Below are 21,299 nucleotides of genomic sequence, written 5' to 3' on the forward strand. Positions count from 1 at the left end.
CCGGACCGCTGCCCGGGGATCGGGCGGCACGTCGTCGACGCCGTGCCCTGCGCCGGTTCGCCGCCGCCCTGCACCGGGCCTACCCGATCCCCGACGACGTACTCGCGCGGTGTGCCGACGAGACCGTGGTCTGCCGGTGCGAGGAGGTCGACGCGGGCGAGATCCGGCAGACCGTGGAGTTGCTGGGCGCTACCGAGGCCCGCACCGTCAAGCTGCTGGCCCGGCCGGGGATGGGCTGGTGCCAGGGCCGGGTGTGCGGCTTCGCCACCGCCTGCCTGACCGCCCACCACGCCGGTCGGGCGGTCACCGGGGCGGACCTGCGGGCCTTCGCGGAACGACCGATCGCCGCCCCGCTGTCGCTGGGACGACTGGCCGCGTCCGAGGAGGACGGATCCGGGGTGGATCACCGCTAGGCGGACGCCCCCACGGCGCCCGAGAACCCCAGGTAATCGCGTCTGTGAGCGTTAACATCGCGTCGTTACCTACCGGTTTCGCACTCCGCACATCACCGGGTCACGGGATTGACGAGCGGAAAGTTAACGCTCACACTCGCTGACAATCCACCCCGCGCCGCCGCACCGGTCGAGCCGTACCCCACCTGGAAGGACGATCCTAAGTGGCTGAATCCGTTGAGATCCCCGTGAGTCGACGTCAGGTCCTGCAGGTGTCCGCCGCCGGAGTAGCCGCGGTCGCCACCGCGAGTGCCTTCCCGACCGCCGCACAGGCGGCACCGACCCCGGGTTCGGGCCCCGGTACGCCCGCGCCACGCCTCGCCGATCCCGGGCCGGGCGGCACCGCACCGGTCCGGCCGTTCCCGCTCCGTGACGTCCGGCTCGGCGACGGCCTGCTCCAGGAGAAGCGGGACCGGATGAAGAACTACCTGCGGCAACTCGACGAGCGGCGCTTCCTGGTGCTGTTCAACAACCAGGCGGGCCGACCCAACCCGGCCGGGGTCACCACACCCGGCGGCTGGGAGGACGGCGGCCTGCTCAGCGGCCACTGGGCCGGGCACGTCATGACCGCCCTCGCGCAGGGATACGCCGACCTCGGTGAACCGATCTTCAAGAACAAGCTCGACTGGATGGTCGGCGAACTCGCCGCCTGCCAGGCGGCCATCACGGCCCGGATGGGCACCGGCGATCCGGGCGGCGATCCGCAGGAGCCGGAGGAGCCGGAGATCGACCGGGTGCCCGGCCGGTTCGGCAGCGGCCTGCGACTGGGCGGTCCCAGCCGGGCCGAGCACGTGACGCTGCCGCAGGAGGCGATCAGCCAGCTCACCGACTTCACCATCGCGACCTGGGTCAACCTGGCGGCCACGCAGAACTGGAGCCGGTTGTTCGACTTCGGTCAGAACAGCACGGTGAACATGTTCCTCGCCCCGCGTGCCGGATCGACCGGTAACGCACCCCGGTTCGCGATCACCGTCGGCGGCAGCGCCGGCGAACAGCAGATCAACGGCACCACCGCGTTGCCCGTCAACCAGTGGGTGCACCTGGCCGTCACCCTCACCCAGAACACCGGCACGTTGTACGTCAACGGCGTCCAGGTCGGCCAGAACACGAGCATGACGTTGAGTCCGGCGAACCTGGGGAACCCCGGCAACCGGTGGATCGGTCGGTCGCAGTACGGCGACCCGATGCTCAACGCCACCGTCGACGAGTTCCACATCTTCGACCGGGCGCTCAGCGCACAGGAGGTGGCGTCCCTGCAGAACTCCCCCGCCGGCAGCACCGGAGGCGGCTCGATCGCCTGGTACCGGTTCGAGGAGGAGGGCGGCTCGACGATCCTGGACTCGTCACCGAACGGCCGCGACGGCGGGATCGTCGCCACGCAGAGCGGCGGGACCGAGCTGTGGGTGCCGACCCACCCCGGCTACCTCGGTGCCATCCCCGAGGACGCGGTGCTGCGACTCGGGCCGCCCCGGTGGGCGGTGTACGGCAGCAACGCGGCCACGAACACCTGGGCCCCCTGGTACACCCAGCACAAGATCATGCGTGGTCTGCTCGACGCGTATTACCACACCGACAACGCCACCGCGCTCGACGTGGTGACCAGGATGGCCGACTGGGCGCACCTGGCGCTGACGGTCGGCGACAAGAACCACCCCGGCTATCCGGGACCGATCACCCGGGACAACCTGAACTACATGTGGGACCTCTACATCGCGGGCGAGACCGGCGGCGTGAACGAGGTGTTCCCGGAGATCTCCGCGCTCACCGGCGACAGTCGGCACCTGGAGACCGCCAGGCTTTTCGACAACCGCGAGTCGCTCTTCGACGCCTGCGTGGAGAACCGGGACATCCTCGTGACCACCCCGGCCACCAACCCGGGACGACGCCGCCCCGACCGCTTGCACGCCAACTCGCACGTGCCGCAGTTCGTCGGCTACCTGCGCGTGTACGAACACAGCGGCGACACCGAGTACTTCCAGGCCGCGAAGAACTTCTTCGGCATGGTGGTCCCGCACCGCGCGTACGCCAACGGCGGCACCGGCGGCAACTACCCCGGCTCGAACAACAACATCGAGCTGTTCCAGAACCGGGACAACATCGCCAACTCGATCGCCCAGGGCGGTGCCGAGACCTGCACCACGTACAACCTGATCAAACTCGCCCGCAACCTGTTCCTGCACGAGCAGGACCCGGCGTACCTGGACTACTACGAGCGGGGCCTGATCAACCAGATCGCCGGGTCACGCGCCGACACCACCACCGTCAGCAACCCGCAGGTCACCTACTTCCAGCCGTTGACCCCGGGGGCCGCCCGTGGCTACGGCAACACCGGCACCTGCTGCGGCGGCACCGGGGTGGAGAACCACACCAAGTACCAGGAGACGATCTACTTCAAGTCCGCCGACGACTCCACCCTCTGGGTCAACCTGTACGTGCCGTCGACCCTGACGTGGTCGGAGAAGGACCTCACCGTCGTCCAGGAGACGGACTACCCCCGCCGGGACCACACCCGGCTGACCGTCAACGGCAGCGGTCCACTGGAGATCAAGCTTCGCGTACCGGCCTGGGTGCGCAAGGGCTTCCAGGTCAGCGTCAACGGTGTCGCACACCAGCACACCGCCACCCCGGGCAGCTACCTGACACTGAGCCGCACCTGGCGCTCCGGCGACACGGTCGACATCCGGATGCCGTTCAGCATCCGCATCGAACGCGCCATCGACCGCCCCGACACCCAGGCCCTGTTCTGGGGACCGGTGCTGCTGCAGATCCTCGGCAACCCCGGTGGGGGCGCCTTCCGGGAGCTGTCGTTGTACCGCCACCTCCGGCGCGACGGCGACTACAGCCGGGCCGCCATCACCCCGAGCAGCACCACGGCCGCCGGTGACCAGCTCTTCGCCACGCACGGGTTCACCCTGCGGCCGTACTACGTCGCCGACACCCAGGCCGTCTCGTCGTACTTCCGGCGGGTCGAACCGACGGTCGTGTTCGGCGGCATCGACACCGGCGTACCCAACCACAAGCGCAACGACGGCCTGCCCGCGTACGACATCCCGGTCACCGGAGTGCCGTCACCCGGCACCGACGGTCCGACCTTCCTCGACCTGCTCTGGGACGAGGCGCCGTTCGCCGGCCACGGTCAGTTCGTCACGGCCGTCACCCGCATCGCCGACGCCTTCGTCGACGCGGACGTCTTCACCGCCGCGCAACGCGACCGGATCGTCGCTGACGCCACCCGGGCCAGGGCCGAACTCGACCCCGGGTCCTCGTTCGATGTCGAGGTGACCGCGAAGACGCACCGCATCGGCGGCACGGCGTACGTCTCCGTCTCCGCCCGCAACGACGACCAGGTGCCGCTCACCATCGAGCTGGTCACCGCGTTCGGCTCGCGGACGGTGACCGGCGTCGCCCCGGGCAGGAGCGCCTTCCAGCAGTTCACCACGCGCGCCGCGGCGGTACCGGCCGGCACCGCCACCGTCCGGATCACCGGCACCGTCGACGGCGAGGAGATCGTCACCGAGGTCGAGGCCCCGTACCCGGCGCTCGGCTAGTGCTCTGCCGGGTGGCGGCGCCCGCCCGGGGCGTCGTCACCCGGTCTGCCGCCCACCCGCTCGCCGCGAAGTTGCCGAACTGCCCGACACGACGGCCGTTCCCGGTGGAGTCTGCCAGGGAGGAGACGGCGGGGAGGCAGGATGCGGCAGCGCAGACGGGCGGGACTGCTGCTGCTCACCGCCGTGCCGCCGACCGTCGAGGCCACCGTCCTGGTCGCCCTGGGCTTCGTCGCCGCCACCGGGCTCGCACCGCAGACCTCGGCCGTCTGGCCGTACGACACCTACCACGACCTGCGGTGGCTGTACGTCTACCACGAGTCCTGGCCGAAGTTCCTGTTCTGGTTCGGCGTGCTGGTGGTGGCGCGGGGCGTGTTCCACACCGTGCTGGTGGTGCTCGCCTGGCCGGACGGGGTGCCCCGCCCGCCGGTGCGGTGGCTGCTGCGGCGCAGCCTGGGGCTGGCCCTGCTGGTGGCGGTGATCGTGGCGCCGTGGGCGTTGATCTCGGTGGCCGCGTCGGTGGTGGCGCTCTCCTGGGTGCTGCTGGCCTCCCTGCTACCGATGTTCCTGCTGGCACCGTTCCTGCAACGGGCCGCCGTGGTCGGTCCCTGGTGGCGCGGACTGCCGTCGCTGTCCCTGGTCGGCTGGTCGCTGCTGAACTTCGTGGTGCTGACCATGGCCGGTGCGCTCTGCTGGAGCGTGCCGGGCTGGTGGACCGTGCCGGTGGCCGCCACGGCAGGCATCGTGAACGGGCTGCTCTGGGACCGGACGGTGCACGCCGCCCTGAGCGCGCACCGCATCCGGTTGGCGTGGCTGCCGGCGACCCCGGTCGCGGCCGTACTCGCCCTGGCGGTGCCGCTGCTCATCCCGCCGCTGATGCACGCGGTGCCGGGCAAGAACCTCCAGGCCGAGACGATGGTGCTGGACCATCCGCTGCCGCCGGAGGTCCCGCAGGCGATCATCGTCCTCGCCGGCTACGGCTCCGCGTACGGCGGCGAGGCGCCGGTCGACGACCGCGTCGAGCGGTTCTCCTACCGGGGGCTGGACCCGGACGGCACACCCCTGCCGTACGCGCCACGCGACACCACGATCTCGGTGGCGCAGAGCGCACGGCTGCTCGGCGAGCAGGTGCAGCGGCTGCACAGGCGTACCGGTCGGCCGATCGCGCTGCTCGGTGAGAGTGAGGGGGCCATGGTCGCCCGCACCTACCTCCAGGAGGGCGCCCATCCGGCGGTCGACGCGCTGGCGATGTTCAGCCCACTGATCAACGCGGGGCGCGCCTACTATCCGCCACCGCACCAGGACCGGGGCTGGGGCGTGGTCACCGGGTGGCAGTTGCGTCTCATGTTCGGCGTACTGCACAAGGGCGGTGGTGCCGGCACCGGTCCGGACGAGCCGTTCATCCGGTCCCTGGTCGACAACGCGCCGTTCTACCGCAACCAGCTCATGTGCCCGGTGCCCGGCGTACGGATCGTCGCCTTCGTCCCCACCAGCACCGCCGCCGAGGCGCCACCCGGCGACTACGCCGACATCCCGGTGTTCCAGATGCCCGGCGTCCACGGCGGCCTGCTCGACCGCGCGCTGGTCGAGGAACGGCTGGTCGCCTTCCTCTCCGGCGAGTCGATCGAGCAGGAGCGCGACGAGTATCCGCTGCTCCAGCGGCTCGGCGCCGCGTGGCAGGCACCGCCGTTGGCCATCGCGGCCAACCCGGCCTGGGCGGCGTTCCAGCAGCCGGACCCCGCGTTCACCGGCAAGGTCTGCCTGCCGACCCGCTGACCCGGTCGGCGCCGGCACCGCCTTTCACCGGGTCGCGCGCGGTTCAGGGGGCCGGCGAGGCGCGGTGCAGGAGGATCAGCCTGGCGGCGGCCAACGCCGGTCCGAGCACCAGCACCGTCTGCACCGGGTGGTAGGTGAAGAGGAACAGGTGCAGCACGACGAAGACCGCGACGGCGGCCAGCGCGAGCAGCCCCGACCAGCGACGGCCCAGGGGTACGAGCGCCCCGGCCAGGGCGACACCCACCCCGGCGGCCAGCCGCAGCCAGACCCACCCGGTGATGTCGTGCCGGTGGACGACGCCGTCGCCGAACGAGACGTACCGGTCGCCGGTCAGGTCGGCGCCGGCCGCCACCGCGTCGAAGATCCCGGCCGCGCCGAGCAGCACCCCCGCCAGCAGCAACGCCCGTGCGCGTACCTCGCCCCTCGTCACCACTCCCCCGTCGTCCGTCGACCCGACGGCGGCCCGTGGTGCCGCCGGCCGGTCGGCGCGTTCCGCTCCGGCGCCCGCCGAGTGTCCGGCGCGTTCAGCGGGTGATCTCCAGATAGCGGTCGATCATCGCGTTCACCTGTTCCGGAACCTCCAGTTGCACGAAGTGCCCGGAGCCGGCGGTCTGCCCGATGTGCGACTCGGGGACGAGTCGGGTGAGGTGGGCGTAGTCGGAGAAGGGCTGGTCGGTGCCGACCATCAGCAGCGGCCGGGCCCAGGTGGTCAGCGCCGCCACGTCGCCGCCCTGCCGCACGTACGCGGCCAGTCCGGCGATCGGCTCGTAGGCGATCTCGGTGGAGGGTCGGCCCATCGCCCGGACCACCCGCTCCACCAGGCGCGGCTCGGAGTAGGGCCGGAAGTACGAACGGACGATCTGCTCCCGGGCCGTGCCCGACGTGTCGTCGCGCAGTGATTCGGCCACCTCGCCGATCGCGTCGGCGGCCCCGGGCGGCCCGGCCACCGCGGAGTCCAGCATCACCAGGCCGGTGAACCGACTCCGGTCGGCGGCTGCGGCGGCCAACGACCAGACCCCGCCGAGGCTGTGCCCGATCACCGTGACCCGGCGCAGGTCCAGCGCCTCGGCCAGGGCGCGCAGGTGACCGCCCATCTGGTCGACGCCGTACCCGTCGGGCGAGGGCTGACTGTCGCCGTGGCCGGGCATGTCGACGGCGATCACCCGGGCCGGCCGGGCGGCCAGGTGACGGGCCACCGGTTCCAGGTACGTGTGGTCACCGCACCAGCCGTGGACGAGCAGGAACGTGCCGCCCCGCCCGGGCCCGTACGTGTGGTAGCGCACTCCTGCCGCGACCCGTCCGTCCACCGTCGCACCTCCCCGGACTGATGTGCCCCGTACTTCCACTGAAGCACGACCCCACACCAGAAGACAATTATATGTTGTATGTCCGATTTACCGCGTTGCCGACACGGCAGTGGACGGGGAGGGGCAGGTGGACGGAGTGCTCGACAGCTTCTTCGCGAGCCTGGCCGAGACTCCGCCCGGCCGCCTGCCCACCACACCCACCGGGGTGCTCCGCTTCGACTTCGACGGGCACGACACCTGGTTCGTCGCGCTCGCCGACGGCCGCGCCCGGGCGTACCGGGACGGCACCGACGCCGACTGCCGGGTGGAGATGAGCCGGGCCTCGTTCGAGCGTCTCCTCGCCGGCCGCGACCACTTCGTCTCCATGCTGTTCCGGGGAGTGCTATCGGTCGGGGGCGACCTCGCCCTGATGCACCTCTTCCGCCGACTGCTGCCGGTGGCCGCCAACAGCGTCGCCGTCGAGCCGGCCACACCGGGTACGACCTTCGCCGAACCCGGTCTGGTCGGACTCCAGCAGGCCACCCGCATCTTCGCGGGCAGCCTGTTCATGATCAGCGAAGCCAACGGGAACGTCGGGACTTCGCCGACCACCCCGATGGGCCTCTACTTCTTCGACACCCGGTTCCTGTCCACCTGGGACCTGACCCTCGACGGGGAGCAACTCTCGGTGCTCTCCCACGACGCGGTGAACACCTGGGAGTCCCGGTTCGGGCTGGTGCCCGGCGAGCCCACCCACTACGTCAGCGCGACCACCTCGGTCATGCGGCGACGCCAGGTGGACAAGGAGTTCCAGGAGGAGATCACCCTGCTCAACCACGCGCCCGCACCGGTGCGGTACACCATGCGGCTGGCGGTCGCCGCGGACTTCGCCGAAGTCCCCGAGGTCCGCAGCGGGCTGCGCCGGGACCGACCGGTGGTCGCCCTGGTGGAGCAGGACACGCTGCGGCTGCACTACAAGCGGGAGAGCCTGCACCGGGAGACGGTGGTCACGGCGAGCGAACCGGCCCGGATCGACGAGGACGGGCTGACCTTCACCGTCACGGTCGACGCGAAGAGCGCCTGGAGCACCCGGCTGCGGGTACTCACCCTCGTCCGCGACCTGCACAGCCGCGACCTGCGGGAACGGCTGAACAGTTCCACCGGGCGCTCCGACAGGCGGGTCCCGACCGACATCGCCCGGTTGACCGCGTCGGCACCCCGACTGCGTGCCGACTACGAGCCGTTGCAGCACGCGTACGAGCGGTCCGTGCGCGACCTCGCCGCACTGCACTATCCCGGCCTCAACTACCTCGACGGCCTGCCCGCCACCGGCCTGCCCTGGTCGATGACCCTGCTGGTCCGGGAGAGCCTGATCAGCAGCTTCCAGGCGCTGCCCTTCCTGCCGGAACGGGCGGCCCGGACCCTGCGCATCCTGGCGCTGACCCAGGGCGCACGGGACGACCCGTTCCGGGGCGAGCAGCCGGGCAAGATCGTCCAGGAGTGCCGGTACGGCGACTCGGCAGCCTTCAACGACACCCCCGAGTCGGCCAACTTCACCGCCGTCGACACCACCGCCCTCTTCGTCATCCTGCTCGACGAGTACGAGCGGTGGACCGGCGACGCCGACCTGGTCCGTGGGTACGAGTACGAGGTGCGGGCGGCCATCGCCTGGCTCGACGGCCCCGCCGACCCGCAGCGGACCGGTTACGTCTGGGCCGGTTGCCAGACCAGCCGCACCGAGGAGGTGGGCGGCACCTGGCGCAGTTCGGCGCACGCGATCTGCTTCGCCGACGGCCGTCCGGCCGGATTCCCGCAGGCGACCTGCGAGGTCCAGGGCTACACCTACGACGCCAAACGGCGGGCCGCCCGGATGGCGCGCCTGTTCTGGCAGGACCTGGAGTGGGCCGACCGGCTGGAACGCGAGGCCGCCGAGTTGCAGGACCGCTTCGACCGGGATTTCTGGCTGCCCGACCGGGGGCACTACGCGGTGGCGCTCTCCGCCGACGGTCGACCCGTGGACGGGCTGGCCTCGAACATGGGCCACCTGCTCTGGAGCGACATGGTCCCGATGTCGCGGCGCGACGACGTGGTGCGGCACCTGTTCGGTCCCGGCCTCTGGTCGGGCTGGGGCATCCGCACCGTCGCCGAGGACGAACCCGGCTACAACCCGCTCGGTCGCCACACCGGTGCGGTCTGGCCCTGGGACAACTCGATGATCGCCTGGGGACTGTGTCGGGCCGGGTTCCGGGCCGAGGCGGCGCGCATCGCCGAGGGCATGCTGGAGGCGAGCCGCTACTTCGACGGCCGGTTGCCCGCGTACCTCACCGGCTACGACCGGGCCGCCACCAAGGTCCCGGTGCCGTACGGGCTCGCCGACAGCCCGTACGCCCCGTCCAGCGGTACGCCCCTGATGGTGCTGCGTACGCTGCTCGGCCTGGAGCCGTACGCGAACCACCTGGCGGTGGAGGCCGGGGTGCCGGAGGAGATGGGCCAGATCGAGCTGCTCGACATCCCGGGTCGGTGGGGGTACACCGACGCGCTGGGGCGGGGCCGTCCGTTCCGTGCCCGCCGTACGCCCTGAGGTGTAAGGAGGGGACCCTTCCTATACACGAGGCGTTAGTAGGGGGCCCTTCCTTACACGCGGTCGGCGGGGGTTGGGGGGTGCCGGTCGGCCCAGCGGCGGGCGATGGCGGCACAGACGACCAGTTGGATCTGGTGATAGATCATCAGGGGCAGCACCAGCAGGCCGAGCGCCTCGGGCTGCACCAGCACGGCCGCCATCGGCAGACCGGTGGCCAGGCTCTTCTTGGCCCCGCAGAACAGGATCGTGACCCGGTCTGGCCGGTCGAAGCGGAGCACCCGGCCACCGGCGTACAGCAGCCCGAGCACCAGCGCGAGCAGCCCGGTGACGACGGCGATCAGGACGGCCAGCCGCCCGGGTGAGACCTCGTCCCAGACCCCGGCCACCACGCCGGCACTGAAGGCCGAGTAGACCACCAGCAGGATCGCGCCCCGGTCGACCCGGCCGGTCAGGGCTCGGTGCCGCTCGATCCAGCCGGCGGTCCAGCGGCGGGAGAGTTGCCCCGCCACGAACGGCACCAGCAGTTGCAGCACCACCGTGCCGATCGAGCCGGCGCTGACCCGTACCTCGCCGGAGCCCTGGAGCAGCAGGGTGACCAGCAGCGGGGTGAGCGCGATGCCGGCGATGTTGGAGAAGGAGGCGGTGAAGACCGCCGCCGGCACGTTGCCCCGGGCGATGGCGGTGAACGCGATCGAGGTCTGCACCGTGGACGGCACGGCGCAGAGGAAGAGCAGACCCTGGTACAGCTCGGGGGTCAGCACCGCCGGTCGCAGCGGCGCGGCGGCGAGCCCGAGCAGCGGGAAGAGCACGAACGTGGCGAGCAGCACCACCACGTGCAGCCGCCAGTGCCGGGCACCGTCGAGCGCCGCCCTCGGGGCGATCTTGGCGCCGTGCAGGAAGAAGAGCAACGCCACCGCGAGCGCAGCCGCCACCCGCCCCACCTCGGCGGCCGTGCCGCGCAACGGGAGGAGGGCGGCCAGCGCCACGGTGCCGAACAGTGCCGCGATGAACGGGTCGATCGGCAGCCGACGCGGCCAGCGCATCGCCTCTCCTCTCCGGTCGCTCCTGCTCTGCGCCGCCTCGGGGGCGGCTGCCCGACCATTGTCGGCCCGGATGGATCAGTGGGAAAGGCGATCATCGCGCTGACTGCCATCACGGACCGTGATAGCTTCTCCCGGGTGTACGACCCTGTTCAGCTACGCAGCTTCCTGGCGGTGGCACAGGCGCTGAGCTTCACCCGGGCGGCGGCCCGGTTGGGCCTGCGCCAGTCCACGGTCAGTCAGCACGTGCGGCGGCTGGAGGACGAGACCGGGCGACCGCTGTTCGTGCGGGACACCCACAGCGTCGGCCTCACCGTCGACGGCGAGGCGATGGTGACCTTCGCCCGCGACATCCTGGACGCGGGCGACCGGGCCCGGCGACACTTCGCCACCGGGCCGGTACGCGGCCGGCTTCGGCTCGGCGTCTCCGACGACCTGATCTCCACCCACCTGCCCCGGGTCCTGCGCGACTTCCGGCACCGGCATCCGCTGGTGCACCTGGAGCTGACCGTCGACCTGAGCGGCACCCTGCACCACCGGCTCGACGCGCAGCAGTTGGACGTGGTCTTCGCCAAGCGCCTCGCCGGGCAGGAGCGGGGTCGGCTGGTCTGGCGGGACCGGCTGATCTGGCTGGCCGCACCCGACCATCGGCTCGCCCCGGACGAAGCGGTGCCCCTGGTCGCGTACCCGCCGCCCAGCATCTCCCGGGCGCAGGCCCTGGACGCGCTCGGCGCGGCGGGTCGGGCCTGGCAGCTCGCCTGCACCAGCACCAGCCTCGGCGGGCTGGTGGCGGCGACCCGTGCCGGTCTCGGGCTGATGGCCCACTCGGCCGAACTGGTCCCGCCCGGGTTGGTGCCGGCCCCGGCCGGGCACCGGCTGCCGCCGCTGGGCGAGGTGGAGTTCGTCCTGCTGCACCGCGAGAGCGCGCCCGCCGACACGGTGGCCGCCCTGGCCGAGGCGATCCTGACCGCCGGGGCCCGGACCACTCCCACGTCCTGAGCGCCGCCACAGCGGACGGCCCCGCCGGCCGGATGCGGACGGGGCCCATCGGCCATGATCATGACGGGCGTCGCCGTACTAGGCTCGCGCCGTGGACGACACCCCGACGGCGTACCGCGAGGCGGTGCGGCGACTCACCACCACGGCGCCCGGCGCGCGCTACGCGGCGGCGCAGGCCCTGATCGCCCTCGGCGCGACCGACTCCGAGCGGCGGCAGCCGATCACCGACACGATCTGCGCGTGGCTGCGTGACACACCCGCGCCGGACGGCGTCGACACCGAGGAACGTCGCGCGGCGCTGCGCCTGCTCACCGACCGGTTGCGCGGCGCCGGTCCGGCCCCGCGCACCCCGCCCTGGGACGGGATCAGCGTGGACCTGTCCGGCGCGACGCTGCACGACGCCGACTTCCGCGCCTGCCGGCTGCGGGCGGTCCGGTTCGCCGACACCCGGTTCCACGGGGCCACCGCCTTCGAGGGCGCCACCGTCGACCGCGACGCGTCGTTCCCGCGCGCGGTCTTCGCCGACGACGCCACCTTCACCGGCATGCGGGTCACCGGCGACGCCGGTTTCGGCCGGACCCGGTTCCGGGGACGGACGGACTTCACCGGCGCGGTGTTCGCCGGCATGGCCTGGTTCGGCCGGGGCGCCGAGACCTGGTGGGAGGAGGACGAGGCGTGGGACACGGTGGACGAGATCGCCCCGGCGCCGTGGGACGAGCCGAACGAGGACGACCCACACTGGCCGGTCGCGGTCCTGGTGGAGGATTACCAGGACTGGGCGGAGGGTGGCGACGGCGCGCGGTTCGTCGGGGACGTGTCGTTCCGGAACGTACGCTTCGACGGCCCCGCCTGGTTCCACCACGCCCGGTTCGGGGCCCGGGCCACCTTCGCCGGTGCCCGGTTCGCCGGGCGGAGCCACCTCACCCACCCCGGCGGTGACCTGACCGGCGCCCACTGGGCCGGCGGCACCGACGACGGCGAGTCGGAGTGGCCGTTCGGCTGGACGGTCGACGCCGCAGGCGGTCCCCTGACGCCGGACGCCTCGGTCGGGCCGTACACGCGGCAGTTGGCCGATGCCGACCCGGTGGTCCGCGCGGCCGGGCTGCGGATCCTGGCCCGCCTCGGCGACGACCGGCCCGAGCTGCGGCAACGCGTCGCCACGGCGCTCTGCGCCTTCCTCCGGGTGCCCGTCCCGTTCCCGCTGGACGCCTCGCACCGTACCGCCGGCCAGGACGCCCTGCTGCGGGAACGGCGGCTGGCGCAGCGGTTGCTCGCCGACCGGCTACGGCCCGGTCCGGGACAGTGGCGCGGTGTGCACCTGTGGCTCTGCGGCGCCACCCTGGTCGACCTCGACCTGCGCGGCGGCGAGGCCGGACACGTCGACTTCACCGGCGCCCAGTTCCACGGCACCACCCGACTCGACGGCAGCCGCTTCGACCGCGTGTCGTTCAGCCTGGACGGGCCGTCGGGCCGCGCCGTCTTCCACGGTGACGTGGTGTTCGGCACCACGCCGCCGAAGCACGTGGTCCTGCACGGCGCGGTGGCCTGACACCCGCCGGCGGGCCCGACGGTGTCACCGTCCGGCCCGCCGGGTCACGGGTCAGCGGGCCGGGAAGCGCAGCACCCGGTCGTCGCCGTCGCGGACGTCGCCCCGCCCGTCGGTGTTGGAGGTGGTGACCCAGAGCGCCCCGTCCGGGGCCACCTGCACGGTGCGCAGCCGCCCGTACCCGTCGAGACGCGCGGACGGCTCACCGAGCCGGTCACCGTCGAGTGGTACGACCCAGAGCCGCTCGCCGCGCAGCGCCGCGACGTAGGCGTTCCCGCCGGTGATCGCCATGCCGGACGGCGACGCCTCCCGGGTGGACCAGGTGATCAGCGGGTTGGTGTAGCGTCCGCCCGCCGTGTCGCCCTCGCCCTCGACCTCGGGCCAGCCGTAGTTGCGTCCGGCCTCGATCAGGTTGACCTCGTCGACGTCGTTCTGGCCGAACTCGGTGGCGAAGAGCCGTCCCTCCGGGTCCCAGGCCAGGCCCTGCACGTTGCGGTGCCCCAGGCTGTAGACCGGGGAGCCGGCGGTCGGGTTGCCGGGTGCCGGTTCGCCCTCCGGCGTGAGCCGCAGGATCTTGCCGGCCGGGCTGGCCGGGTCCTGGGAGCTGCCGGTGTCCCCGGCGTCGCCGGTGCCGACGTAGAGCATGCCGTCGGGGCCGAAGGCGATGCGTCCGCCGTTGTGGAAGCTGGCCTTGGGGATGCCGGAGAACACCACCTCCGGCTGACCGCCGTCGAGCCGGAACCGCACGATGCGGTTGTCGTCGGCGGCGGTGAAGTAGGCGTAGACCAGGTCGTCGTCGGCGAAGTCCGGCGACACGGCGAGCCCGAGGAGTCCGCCCTCGCCACCGGCGGTCACGCCGGGCACCGTGGTGACCTCGCCGGGTGTGCCGCCGCCCGGGGAGATCCGCAGGACCCGCCCGGTGTTGCGCTCGGCGACCAGCGCGTCTCCGCCGGGCAGGAACGCCAGCCCCCACGGCACGTCGATGCCCCGGGCCAACTCCTCCCCCGCGTCGAGGTCGGGCGCCGCCGACGGGGAACTGCTCGCCGTACTGGTGGCCACCGGGCCCGGATCCGGGCCGGGGCCGGTGGCGTCGGTGTCGCCGTTGCCGCACGCGGCGGTCCCGGCCACCAGCAGTACGGCCAGGGCCGATCCGGCCCACATTCGGTATCGCATTCGTCTCCTTCGGCAGTCTCCTGCGTCGTCCCGGTCCCGCGAGCAGCGAACCAGGTGGCGGCGAAAATTAGGGAAAAGGCGGGCCGAGGGGCGTCGGCCTCCCCGGCTCAGGCCGCCAGGGTGGAGATGTCGATGACGAACCGGTAGCGCACGTCGGCGGCGAGGACCCGCTCCCAGGCATCGTTGACCTGCGCGGCGTCGATGACCTCGACCTCGGGTGCGATCCCCCGCTCGGCGCAGAGGTCGAGCATCTCCTGGGTCTCCCGGATGCCGCCGATGGTGGACCCGGCCAGCGACCGCCGGTTGTCGAAGAGCGTGAACATCCGGACCGGCATCGGCTCCGGCGGCGCGCCGACCGTGACCAGCGTGCCGTCCAGGGCGAGCAGGTTCAGGTAGTCCTCCAGGTCGATCTGCGCGCTCACCGTGTTGACGATCAGGTCGAAGCCGTACCGCAGCCGGGTGAAGGTCTCCGGGTCGTTCGTGGCGTGGTAGTGGGCGGCGCCGAGGCGAAGCCCGTCGGCGCGCTTGTTCAGCGTCTGGGACAGCACGGTCACCTCCGCGCCCATCGCGGCGGCGAGCTGGACCGCCATGTGACCGAGACCGCCGAGGCCGACCACCGCGACCCGGCTGCCGGGCCCGGCCTTCCAGTGCCGCAGCGGCGAGTACGTGGTGATGCCGGCGCAGAGCAGAGGCGCTGCCTTCTCGAACGGGATCGCCTCGGGGATCCGCAGCACGAAGTGCTCGTCCACCACGATGTGCGTCGAGTAACCACCCTGGGTGACCGTGCCGTCCCGGTCGGTGGCGTTGTAGGTGTCGGTGAACCCGCGCAGGCAGTACTGCTCCTGACCGGCCTGGCAGTTGGCGCACTCCCGGCACGAGTCGACCATGCAGCCGACCCCGACCCGGTCACCCACGGCGTGCCGGGTCACCTCGGCACCGACCTCGGTGACGACGCCGACGATCTCGTGCCCGACGGTCAGCGGATACGGCACGGTGCCCCAGTCGCCGCGCACGGTGTGGATGTCGGAGTGGCAGATCCCCGACCAGGCGATCTGGATCAGCACGTCGCGCGGCCCCACCTCCCGCCGACGGATCTGGCCCGGCGCGAGGGGCGCGGACGCGGACGTGGCGGTGTAGGCGCTGACGAGGGTCACAGCTCTCCCAGGTGGGGTGGTCGACGGTGCCGCGTACGGGGTGGCCGAGGGCGGCTCGATCGAGCCTAGCCGCGCCTGCTGACCGGAGCCGGACACGACGACGCGCCGCGACACCCCGCGACGAGGCGGGTACGCGGCGTGTGGTGCTGCGACGGTCGGCCGAGGATGCTGCGGCGGTCAGCCCAGGGTGCGCAGGCGCTCGGCCAGGACGTCGCGGAAGAAGTCGAGGAACCCGTCCGGATCCGGTCCGGCGTTCTGCAGCACGATGTGGTCGAAGCCGGCATCGACGTAGGTGCGGACCGCCTGGACGTACGTGTCCGGGTCGGGGCCGACGGCGAACTGCGCGCGGATGTCGTCGGGGGTGACGGTCCGCGCGGCGGCCTCGAAGTTGACCGGGTTCGGCAGTTCGCTCATCACCTTCCAGCCGGTGACCGCCCAGCGGCTGGTCTCCCAGGCCGCCCGCACCGCCTGCTCCTCGTCAGTGGCCCAGGCCATCGGGACCTCCGCGTAGCGCGGCCCCTGACCACCCATCCGCTGGTAGTTCCGCACCAGGTCGGCCACCGGCTCGGTGGCGAACAGACCGTCACCCAACTCGGCGGCGATGGCCACCGACACGGCCCCGCTGGCGGCGACGGCGATGACCGGCGGACGGTCCGGCAGGTCGAACACCCGCGCGTCCTCCAGGTGCAGGTGCTTGCCCTCGTACGAGTGGTAGCCGCCGGACCAGAGCAGCCGGATGATGTCCAGCGCCTCCCGCAGCCGTTCGTGCCGCCCGCGTGCGCTGGGGAACCCCTGGCCGACGACGTGCTCGTTGAGTCGCTCACCGGCACCGACGCCGAGCGTGAACCGGTTGTCCGAGATGATCGCGAGGGTGGCGGCGGCCTGCGCGATGATCGCCGGGTGGTAGCGCACCGTCGGGCAGGTCACGCCGGTGGCCAGACCGATCCGGTCGGTGCGCGCGGCGACGGCACCGAGCACTGTCCAGGTGAACGAGGAGTGGCCCTGGCCGTCCAGCCACGGGTGGAAGTGGTCGCTCATCTCGACGAAGTCGAACCCGACCTCCTCGGCCCGGACCGCCTGCCGGATGATCTCCTTCGGCCCGAAGCCCTCACTGGCCAGCTTGTACCCGATCCTCATCGACTCCCCCGACCTCCGACCGTGCGCCTGGTGACCACTGTCGCACTGTCCGACCGACCGGACGGCGGAATCGGGACACACCTCGGACGCCGACGGCCGGCTCCGTCGGCCGGCGCGGTGGCTGCGACACCTGTCGAGGCACCGTGAACGATTACGGGGAAATGGTCCTACGATTGTCGGGCCTTCGTCCGACAATTGTCGAAACGCCTCCCCAGCGTCCGCATCCGGGCGCGCGAAAATAGTCGGTCGCGCGTTCCCGGAACGACCGAACGGTCTCCTTCTGAGGATTTACTGAGATTCCCCGACCACGCTCGGAGAACCCTCCCGAGAATCGACCGGAACGCTGTCAGGAAATCGCTTCCGACATTCGGCTGCAAACGGTGGCTGATCCCTCTTCGATGCATTGCTAGCGGCCCTGGCCTGTGCTTAGGTGACGGACTAGATCCACCCGATCACTGTGGAGGACATTCATGAGCCCAACCATGCCGGCATCACCGACGCGTCGGGTAAAGCGTTCTGTCGCGATCGCCGCCGCACTCCTCATCGGCGCTCCCGGCGCCGTGGTGGCACTCACCGGTCCGGCGGTCGCCCAACCCCTCGAATCGCACTGCGGAAACGAGACCGGCAACAAGTCGGTCCAGGGCTTCATCAGCCACGAGGAACTCCGTCGGAGCCTTCGGCAGATCGAGCACACCAGCAACGGCAAGGTCCGTGTCGACGTGGCCGGGCACTCGAATCACGGTCGCGAGATCTGGACCGCGCGGGTCGGTGAGGGCGACCGGGTCGTCCTGATCCAGAGCCAGATCCACGGCAACGAGATGCACGGTACGGCCGCCGTGCTCGACGCCCTGCGGACGCTCGGCAACAACTCGAAGCGGTCCCAGGAGATCCGCAAGGCGGTCACCGTGGTGGCCATCCCCAAGCTCAACCCGGACGGCAGTGAGCTGGACACCCGGCAGAACGCCCGCACGTGGGCCGATGTCGTCGCCGACTTCCCGCAGTTGTCCGACGCCCGGACCGCCTGGAACTACAACACCCGGGTCGGCGGGTTCGACGTGAACCGCGACTTCAACCCCGACCTCGACTACGTGCCCCGGCCCGCCGACTTCCCGGGCAACAGCGCCTCCGTCGGCTGGTTCATCACCCCGGAGGCCCAGGCCGCCCGGGACGTCTACCGCGCGCTGGAGCGGGAGTTCGGCACCGTCGACGTCTTCGCCGACCTGCACAACCAGGCCGCCTGCTACACCGGCGTGGGGATGGACGACTACACCACCCTCTCCATCTCCGGACGCTTCATCACCGACCCGGCCCAGCACGGCACCTGGCCCAAGTTCGACTACGACGCGTCGCGCCGGGTGAACGTCGCGGTCTACGACGCGCTCCAGTCCGGCAACTCCCCGCAGAGCAAGGTCACGCTCTACCCGCAGAACACGAACCTGCCCGGCACCGCGCTGGGTTCGTTCGCGCTGCGCGGCAGCGCCACCATCCTGTTCGAGACGCGCGGCCAGACCCAGTCCTGGGGCCAGAAGCAGCACGGCATGCTGACCAAGCAGGTCGAGGACGGACTCTTCGGCATCGTCGACTCGATCACCGACGGCACCCTGGACGACATCGACCCCGCGCGGTACGACCTGATCCCCGCCCGGATGAACGTCCCGCGGAGCTGACCCCGCGACCACCATCGTCGCCCCGGCCCCGCTACGGCCGGGGCGACGCCGTTTCCCGGCGGGGTTCCGCCGTCCCGCGTCCACGCCGCGGCGGCCTCGCCGACCACGAGCGCCGGCACGTGAAGAGACCGCACATCCCGCCTTCTGATCGGGACTGCGCACCGGCCCGGCCCGGACACTGTCCGTTGCCGGTACAGGCCGGTGCGGTGCAGGCCCGTCGTGGGGAGTGGCGCGGTCATGGTGACGAGATGGCGCAACAGATGGCGGCGCGGCCGGTTCGGCCCGGACAGCGCCGACGCGCTGCGGACGGCGACGAGTGCCGCACCGCCGCCCACGGGGGCCACTCCGCCGGGCCGAGCGGCCGGACGTAACCCGTTCACCCGACTGTTCCTGTGGTGCGCGGGGGTCGACCGCACCCTCGTCGAGACCCGGTCGGAACGGTACCGCTACGTCGGCATCGGCGTGTTCATCGTGCTGATCGCGACCCTGTCGGCGGTGATGTTCGCCCTGTTCGGGTCCGTGATCCGGGGCGGGTTCACCGTCGCGTTGATCCCGTTCGCCGTCGGCTGGGGTGTGCTGATCTTCTGGGCCGACCGCTCGATCATGGCCGAGCCGAACTACGGCGACCTCCGTCACGTCGACGCCGGATCCGGCACGCGGCGCGCCGGCTGGTGGTCGCACGGTCGGCAGGTGTCGCAGTACGGCTTCCGGGTGGTCATCGCCATCGGTGCCGCCTTCCTGGTCACCGAGGCCGTCCTGCTGCTGCTCTTTCAGTCCGAGATCCGCCGCGAGCTGGACCGCAGCCACACCGACCAGGTAGCGGTGGCGCAGCGGGTCGACTCCCGGGGCGAGACCGCCGAGATCGCCGCGCTGCGGTCCGAGAAGCGGGCGAACGACGACCGGGTCACGGCAGCCGAGCAGGCGGTCACCGAGGCGGCGGATGCCCTGGCCGGCGAGGCGGACGGGTCCAGCGGCAGCGGACGGCCCGGCTTCGGCCAGGTAGCCGCGCAACGTGAGACGGAGCTACGGCGACTGCGCAAGGTCGCCCGGCAGACCCGCGATGAGGTCGCCACCGCCAACGCCGTCCTCGACGAGCGCATCGAAAAGCTGCAGAGCGACCGGCAGAGCAGGATCGACGCGAGCGTCGCGGCGATCACCGGCGACCGCGGGTGGATCACCCAGGAGCGGGCGTTGCACCGGTTCCTCCAGGCCAACCGCGACAACCTGCTGGTATTGGCGATCCCCTGGGTCCTGCGGGTGACGCTGCTCGCCATCGACCTGCTGCCGGTCTCGCTCAAGCTGCTCGCCCCGCCGACCCTCTACGACCGCCGTGTCCGGGCACAGGCCGAACTGTCGGCGTATCGCACCAGGCGCTGGCTGGAGGCGGGGCGCGACTCCGTCGACCAGCTCGCCGATCTCGACCAGGTCCGCGCCAACACCCTCTACGACCTCGCCCGCGAGGAGGAGAACTACCGCAAGTCCACCCGCCTGGGTCACCTCAGGAACGGCGGCTGACCAGCCCGACCCATCCCCGAAGCGGAGATGCCGATGTCACACTCCACACAGGACCTGATCGACGGGTACAGACGCTGGGCCGAGCGGGTACGCGCGCAGACGCAGGCCGCCAGCCCGCCCGCCGAACTCGTGGACCTGCGCAAGGACCTGGTCGCCCAGACCTACGAGCTGGAGAACGCCTGCCTGGCACCGGTGACCATCGGCGTGGTGGGCGAGTACAGCGCCGGGAAGTCCCTTCTGCTGGGCACCCTGCTCGGCCGTCCGGAGCTGCTGCCGGTCTCGACGGAGGCGACGACCGGCAACGTCACGGCCGTACGACTCGGCGCCGGGCCACCCGGCTCACCGGTGGAGGTGACGTCCGCCTCGGTGAGCCTGCTGTCGGCGGCACAGGTGTCGGCCGGCGCCGTCTTCGTCCTCAACAAGATCTGCAACACGGTCGCCGAGACCAACCTGCCCGTCGACGTGTCGACGCTGCGCGAGTACCACCCGGTGCGGGACGGCTGGACGACCTTCGAGAAGTGGTGCCGCAGGTACGTCTGGCCGGAGCGTCCCGACGGCGGGCTCCCCGAGTCCAGCCTCCTGGCCATCCGGGACTCGGCATGGGAGCTGCTGCGTATCCGTGACGCCCTGGACCGGGCCGGGGATCTGGTGCACCCGACGAACGCGGGGGCGTCGCGGCCGCTGCACCTGGACGCGTACGCCGAGGGGCTGACCATCGGCGGCTCGCGCAGACCACCGACGTCCTATCCGGTCCGTCCACCGGCGATCCCCCTCTCGGCGCACACCGAGCTGACCGCCACGGTGCTCCGGGAGATCTTTCCCCTGCTGGGGCGGATCACCCTCCAGGTCTCGGTGCCGGCGGACCGCTGGCCCGTCGACCGGCTGGCCGGCGTGCAGGAGGTCGAGTTTCTCGACTTCCCCGGCCTCAACGCGCGCGGCGCCGCCCGCGACGACTTCCTCTCGGCCGCCCTGCTTCGCGACACCCACACCATCCTCATCACCGTGCGGGCGGAACGGCCCGGCACCGAGGTCGCCACGAAGTTCCTGGCGCTGCTGGCCGGGCACGGACGCAGCAAGGCCGAGCTGGCCGATTCGGTGCTCGTGGTGGCCACCATGTTCGACCTGCTCACCCCGCCGGCCGTGCCCGCCGGGACACTCACGATCGACCGGCTCGCCCACGCCGACGCCGGCTTCCGGGACCTGGCCCGCACCGGGTACGAGCTGACCGGCCAGCGCCCGGACCGGATCGCCCTGGCCAGCCTGCTGCACGCGATCGACGTGCATCGGATGCCGTACCAGCCGGACCGGGAGCTGGCCGGGGTGCTCGCCGCCCACCGGACGGTCGTGCAGCAGCGGATGGCGGCCTGGCACGGGATCGGGGATGCGCTCTCCGCCGGGGACAGCGGCGCGCCACTGGCCCGGGCGGTC

General features: G+C 71.9%; 15 protein-coding genes. 9 read left to right on the top strand and 6 right to left on the bottom strand.

Annotated elements, in window-relative coordinates:
• The 3 genes from EYA84_RS08260 to EYA84_RS08270 all read left to right on the top strand — a co-directional run.
• Positions 1–413, top strand: a 413-nt coding sequence (locus EYA84_RS08260; protein ID WP_201272331.1) for a (2Fe-2S)-binding protein, incomplete at its 5' end; no start/stop codon positions are given.
• A gap of 203 nt (positions 414–616) precedes the next feature.
• Complete coding sequence (locus tag EYA84_RS08265; protein ID WP_131052440.1) at positions 617–4,000, top strand: beta-L-arabinofuranosidase domain-containing protein; 3,384 nt, start codon at positions 617–619, stop codon at positions 3,998–4,000.
• Positions 4,001–4,141: 141 nt separating this feature from the next.
• The gene (locus tag EYA84_RS08270; protein ID WP_131052441.1) at positions 4,142–5,773 is read left to right on the top strand and encodes a hypothetical protein; all 1,632 of its coding nucleotides are present in this window, start codon (positions 4,142–4,144) and stop codon (positions 5,771–5,773) included.
• 43 nt (positions 5,774–5,816) lie between these two features.
• Here EYA84_RS08270 and EYA84_RS08275 read toward each other — a convergent pair whose 3' ends face one another.
• Positions 5,817–6,203 carry a hypothetical protein gene (locus EYA84_RS08275; protein ID WP_131052442.1) on the bottom strand — a complete coding sequence of 129 codons (387 nt, stop codon included), beginning with the start codon at positions 6,201–6,203 and terminating at the stop codon, positions 5,817–5,819.
• Between the two features lie 94 nt (positions 6,204–6,297).
• On the bottom strand, positions 6,298–7,080 hold the full coding sequence (locus EYA84_RS08280; RefSeq protein ID WP_161594928.1) for an alpha/beta fold hydrolase: 783 nt from the start codon (positions 7,078–7,080) through the stop codon (positions 6,298–6,300).
• A gap of 127 nt (positions 7,081–7,207) precedes the next feature.
• Between EYA84_RS08280 and EYA84_RS08285 the strand changes: the two genes are divergently transcribed.
• Positions 7,208–9,640, top strand: a complete 2,433-nt coding sequence (locus EYA84_RS08285; RefSeq protein WP_161594929.1) for a glycogen debranching N-terminal domain-containing protein — start codon at positions 7,208–7,210, stop codon at positions 9,638–9,640.
• Between the two features lie 53 nt (positions 9,641–9,693).
• Here EYA84_RS08285 and EYA84_RS08290 read toward each other — a convergent pair whose 3' ends face one another.
• A complete protein-coding gene (locus EYA84_RS08290; RefSeq protein WP_131052445.1) occupies positions 9,694–10,683 on the bottom strand; it encodes a bile acid:sodium symporter family protein in 990 nt (329 codons plus the stop codon).
• A gap of 135 nt (positions 10,684–10,818) precedes the next feature.
• Here EYA84_RS08290 and EYA84_RS08295 point away from each other — a divergent pair, with 135 nt between their 5' ends.
• Complete coding sequence (locus tag EYA84_RS08295) at positions 10,819–11,679, top strand: LysR substrate-binding domain-containing protein (protein ID WP_131052446.1); 861 nt, start codon at positions 10,819–10,821, stop codon at positions 11,677–11,679.
• A gap of 91 nt (positions 11,680–11,770) precedes the next feature.
• Complete coding sequence (locus EYA84_RS08300; protein WP_131052447.1) at positions 11,771–13,228, top strand: pentapeptide repeat-containing protein; 1,458 nt, start codon at positions 11,771–11,773, stop codon at positions 13,226–13,228.
• 51 nt (positions 13,229–13,279) lie between these two features.
• Here the strand turns inward: EYA84_RS08300 and EYA84_RS08305 are convergent, their stop codons facing one another.
• From EYA84_RS08305 to EYA84_RS08315, 3 genes are all read right to left on the bottom strand, one after another.
• Entirely contained in the window at positions 13,280–14,398 is a 1,119-nt protein-coding gene (locus tag EYA84_RS08305; protein ID WP_162854340.1) for a sorbosone dehydrogenase family protein, read from the bottom strand.
• A 107-nt stretch (positions 14,399–14,505) separates the two neighbouring features.
• Entirely contained in the window at positions 14,506–15,552 is a 1,047-nt protein-coding gene (locus EYA84_RS08310) for an NAD(P)-dependent alcohol dehydrogenase (RefSeq protein ID WP_131052448.1), read from the bottom strand.
• A gap of 177 nt (positions 15,553–15,729) precedes the next feature.
• On the bottom strand, positions 15,730–16,689 hold the full coding sequence (locus EYA84_RS08315) for a TIGR03557 family F420-dependent LLM class oxidoreductase (RefSeq protein WP_131052449.1): 960 nt from the start codon (positions 16,687–16,689) through the stop codon (positions 15,730–15,732).
• Between the two features lie 470 nt (positions 16,690–17,159).
• On the opposite strand from EYA84_RS08315, the gene EYA84_RS08320 reads away from it, so the two are divergent.
• The 3 genes from EYA84_RS08320 to EYA84_RS08330 form a co-directional block, all read left to right on the top strand.
• Entirely contained in the window at positions 17,160–18,356 is a 1,197-nt protein-coding gene (locus EYA84_RS08320) for a M14 family zinc carboxypeptidase (RefSeq protein WP_236145656.1), read from the top strand.
• A gap of 237 nt (positions 18,357–18,593) precedes the next feature.
• Complete coding sequence (locus EYA84_RS08325) at positions 18,594–19,871, top strand: DUF4407 domain-containing protein (protein WP_131052450.1); 1,278 nt, start codon at positions 18,594–18,596, stop codon at positions 19,869–19,871.
• Between the two features lie 33 nt (positions 19,872–19,904).
• The coding region (locus EYA84_RS08330) for a dynamin family protein (RefSeq protein ID WP_161594930.1) at positions 19,905–21,299 on the top strand (1,395 nt) is incomplete at its 3' end.

Source organism: Verrucosispora sp. SN26_14.1, from assembly GCF_004307965.1.
In the GTDB taxonomy this organism is placed as follows: domain Bacteria; phylum Actinomycetota; class Actinomycetes; order Mycobacteriales; family Micromonosporaceae; genus Micromonospora.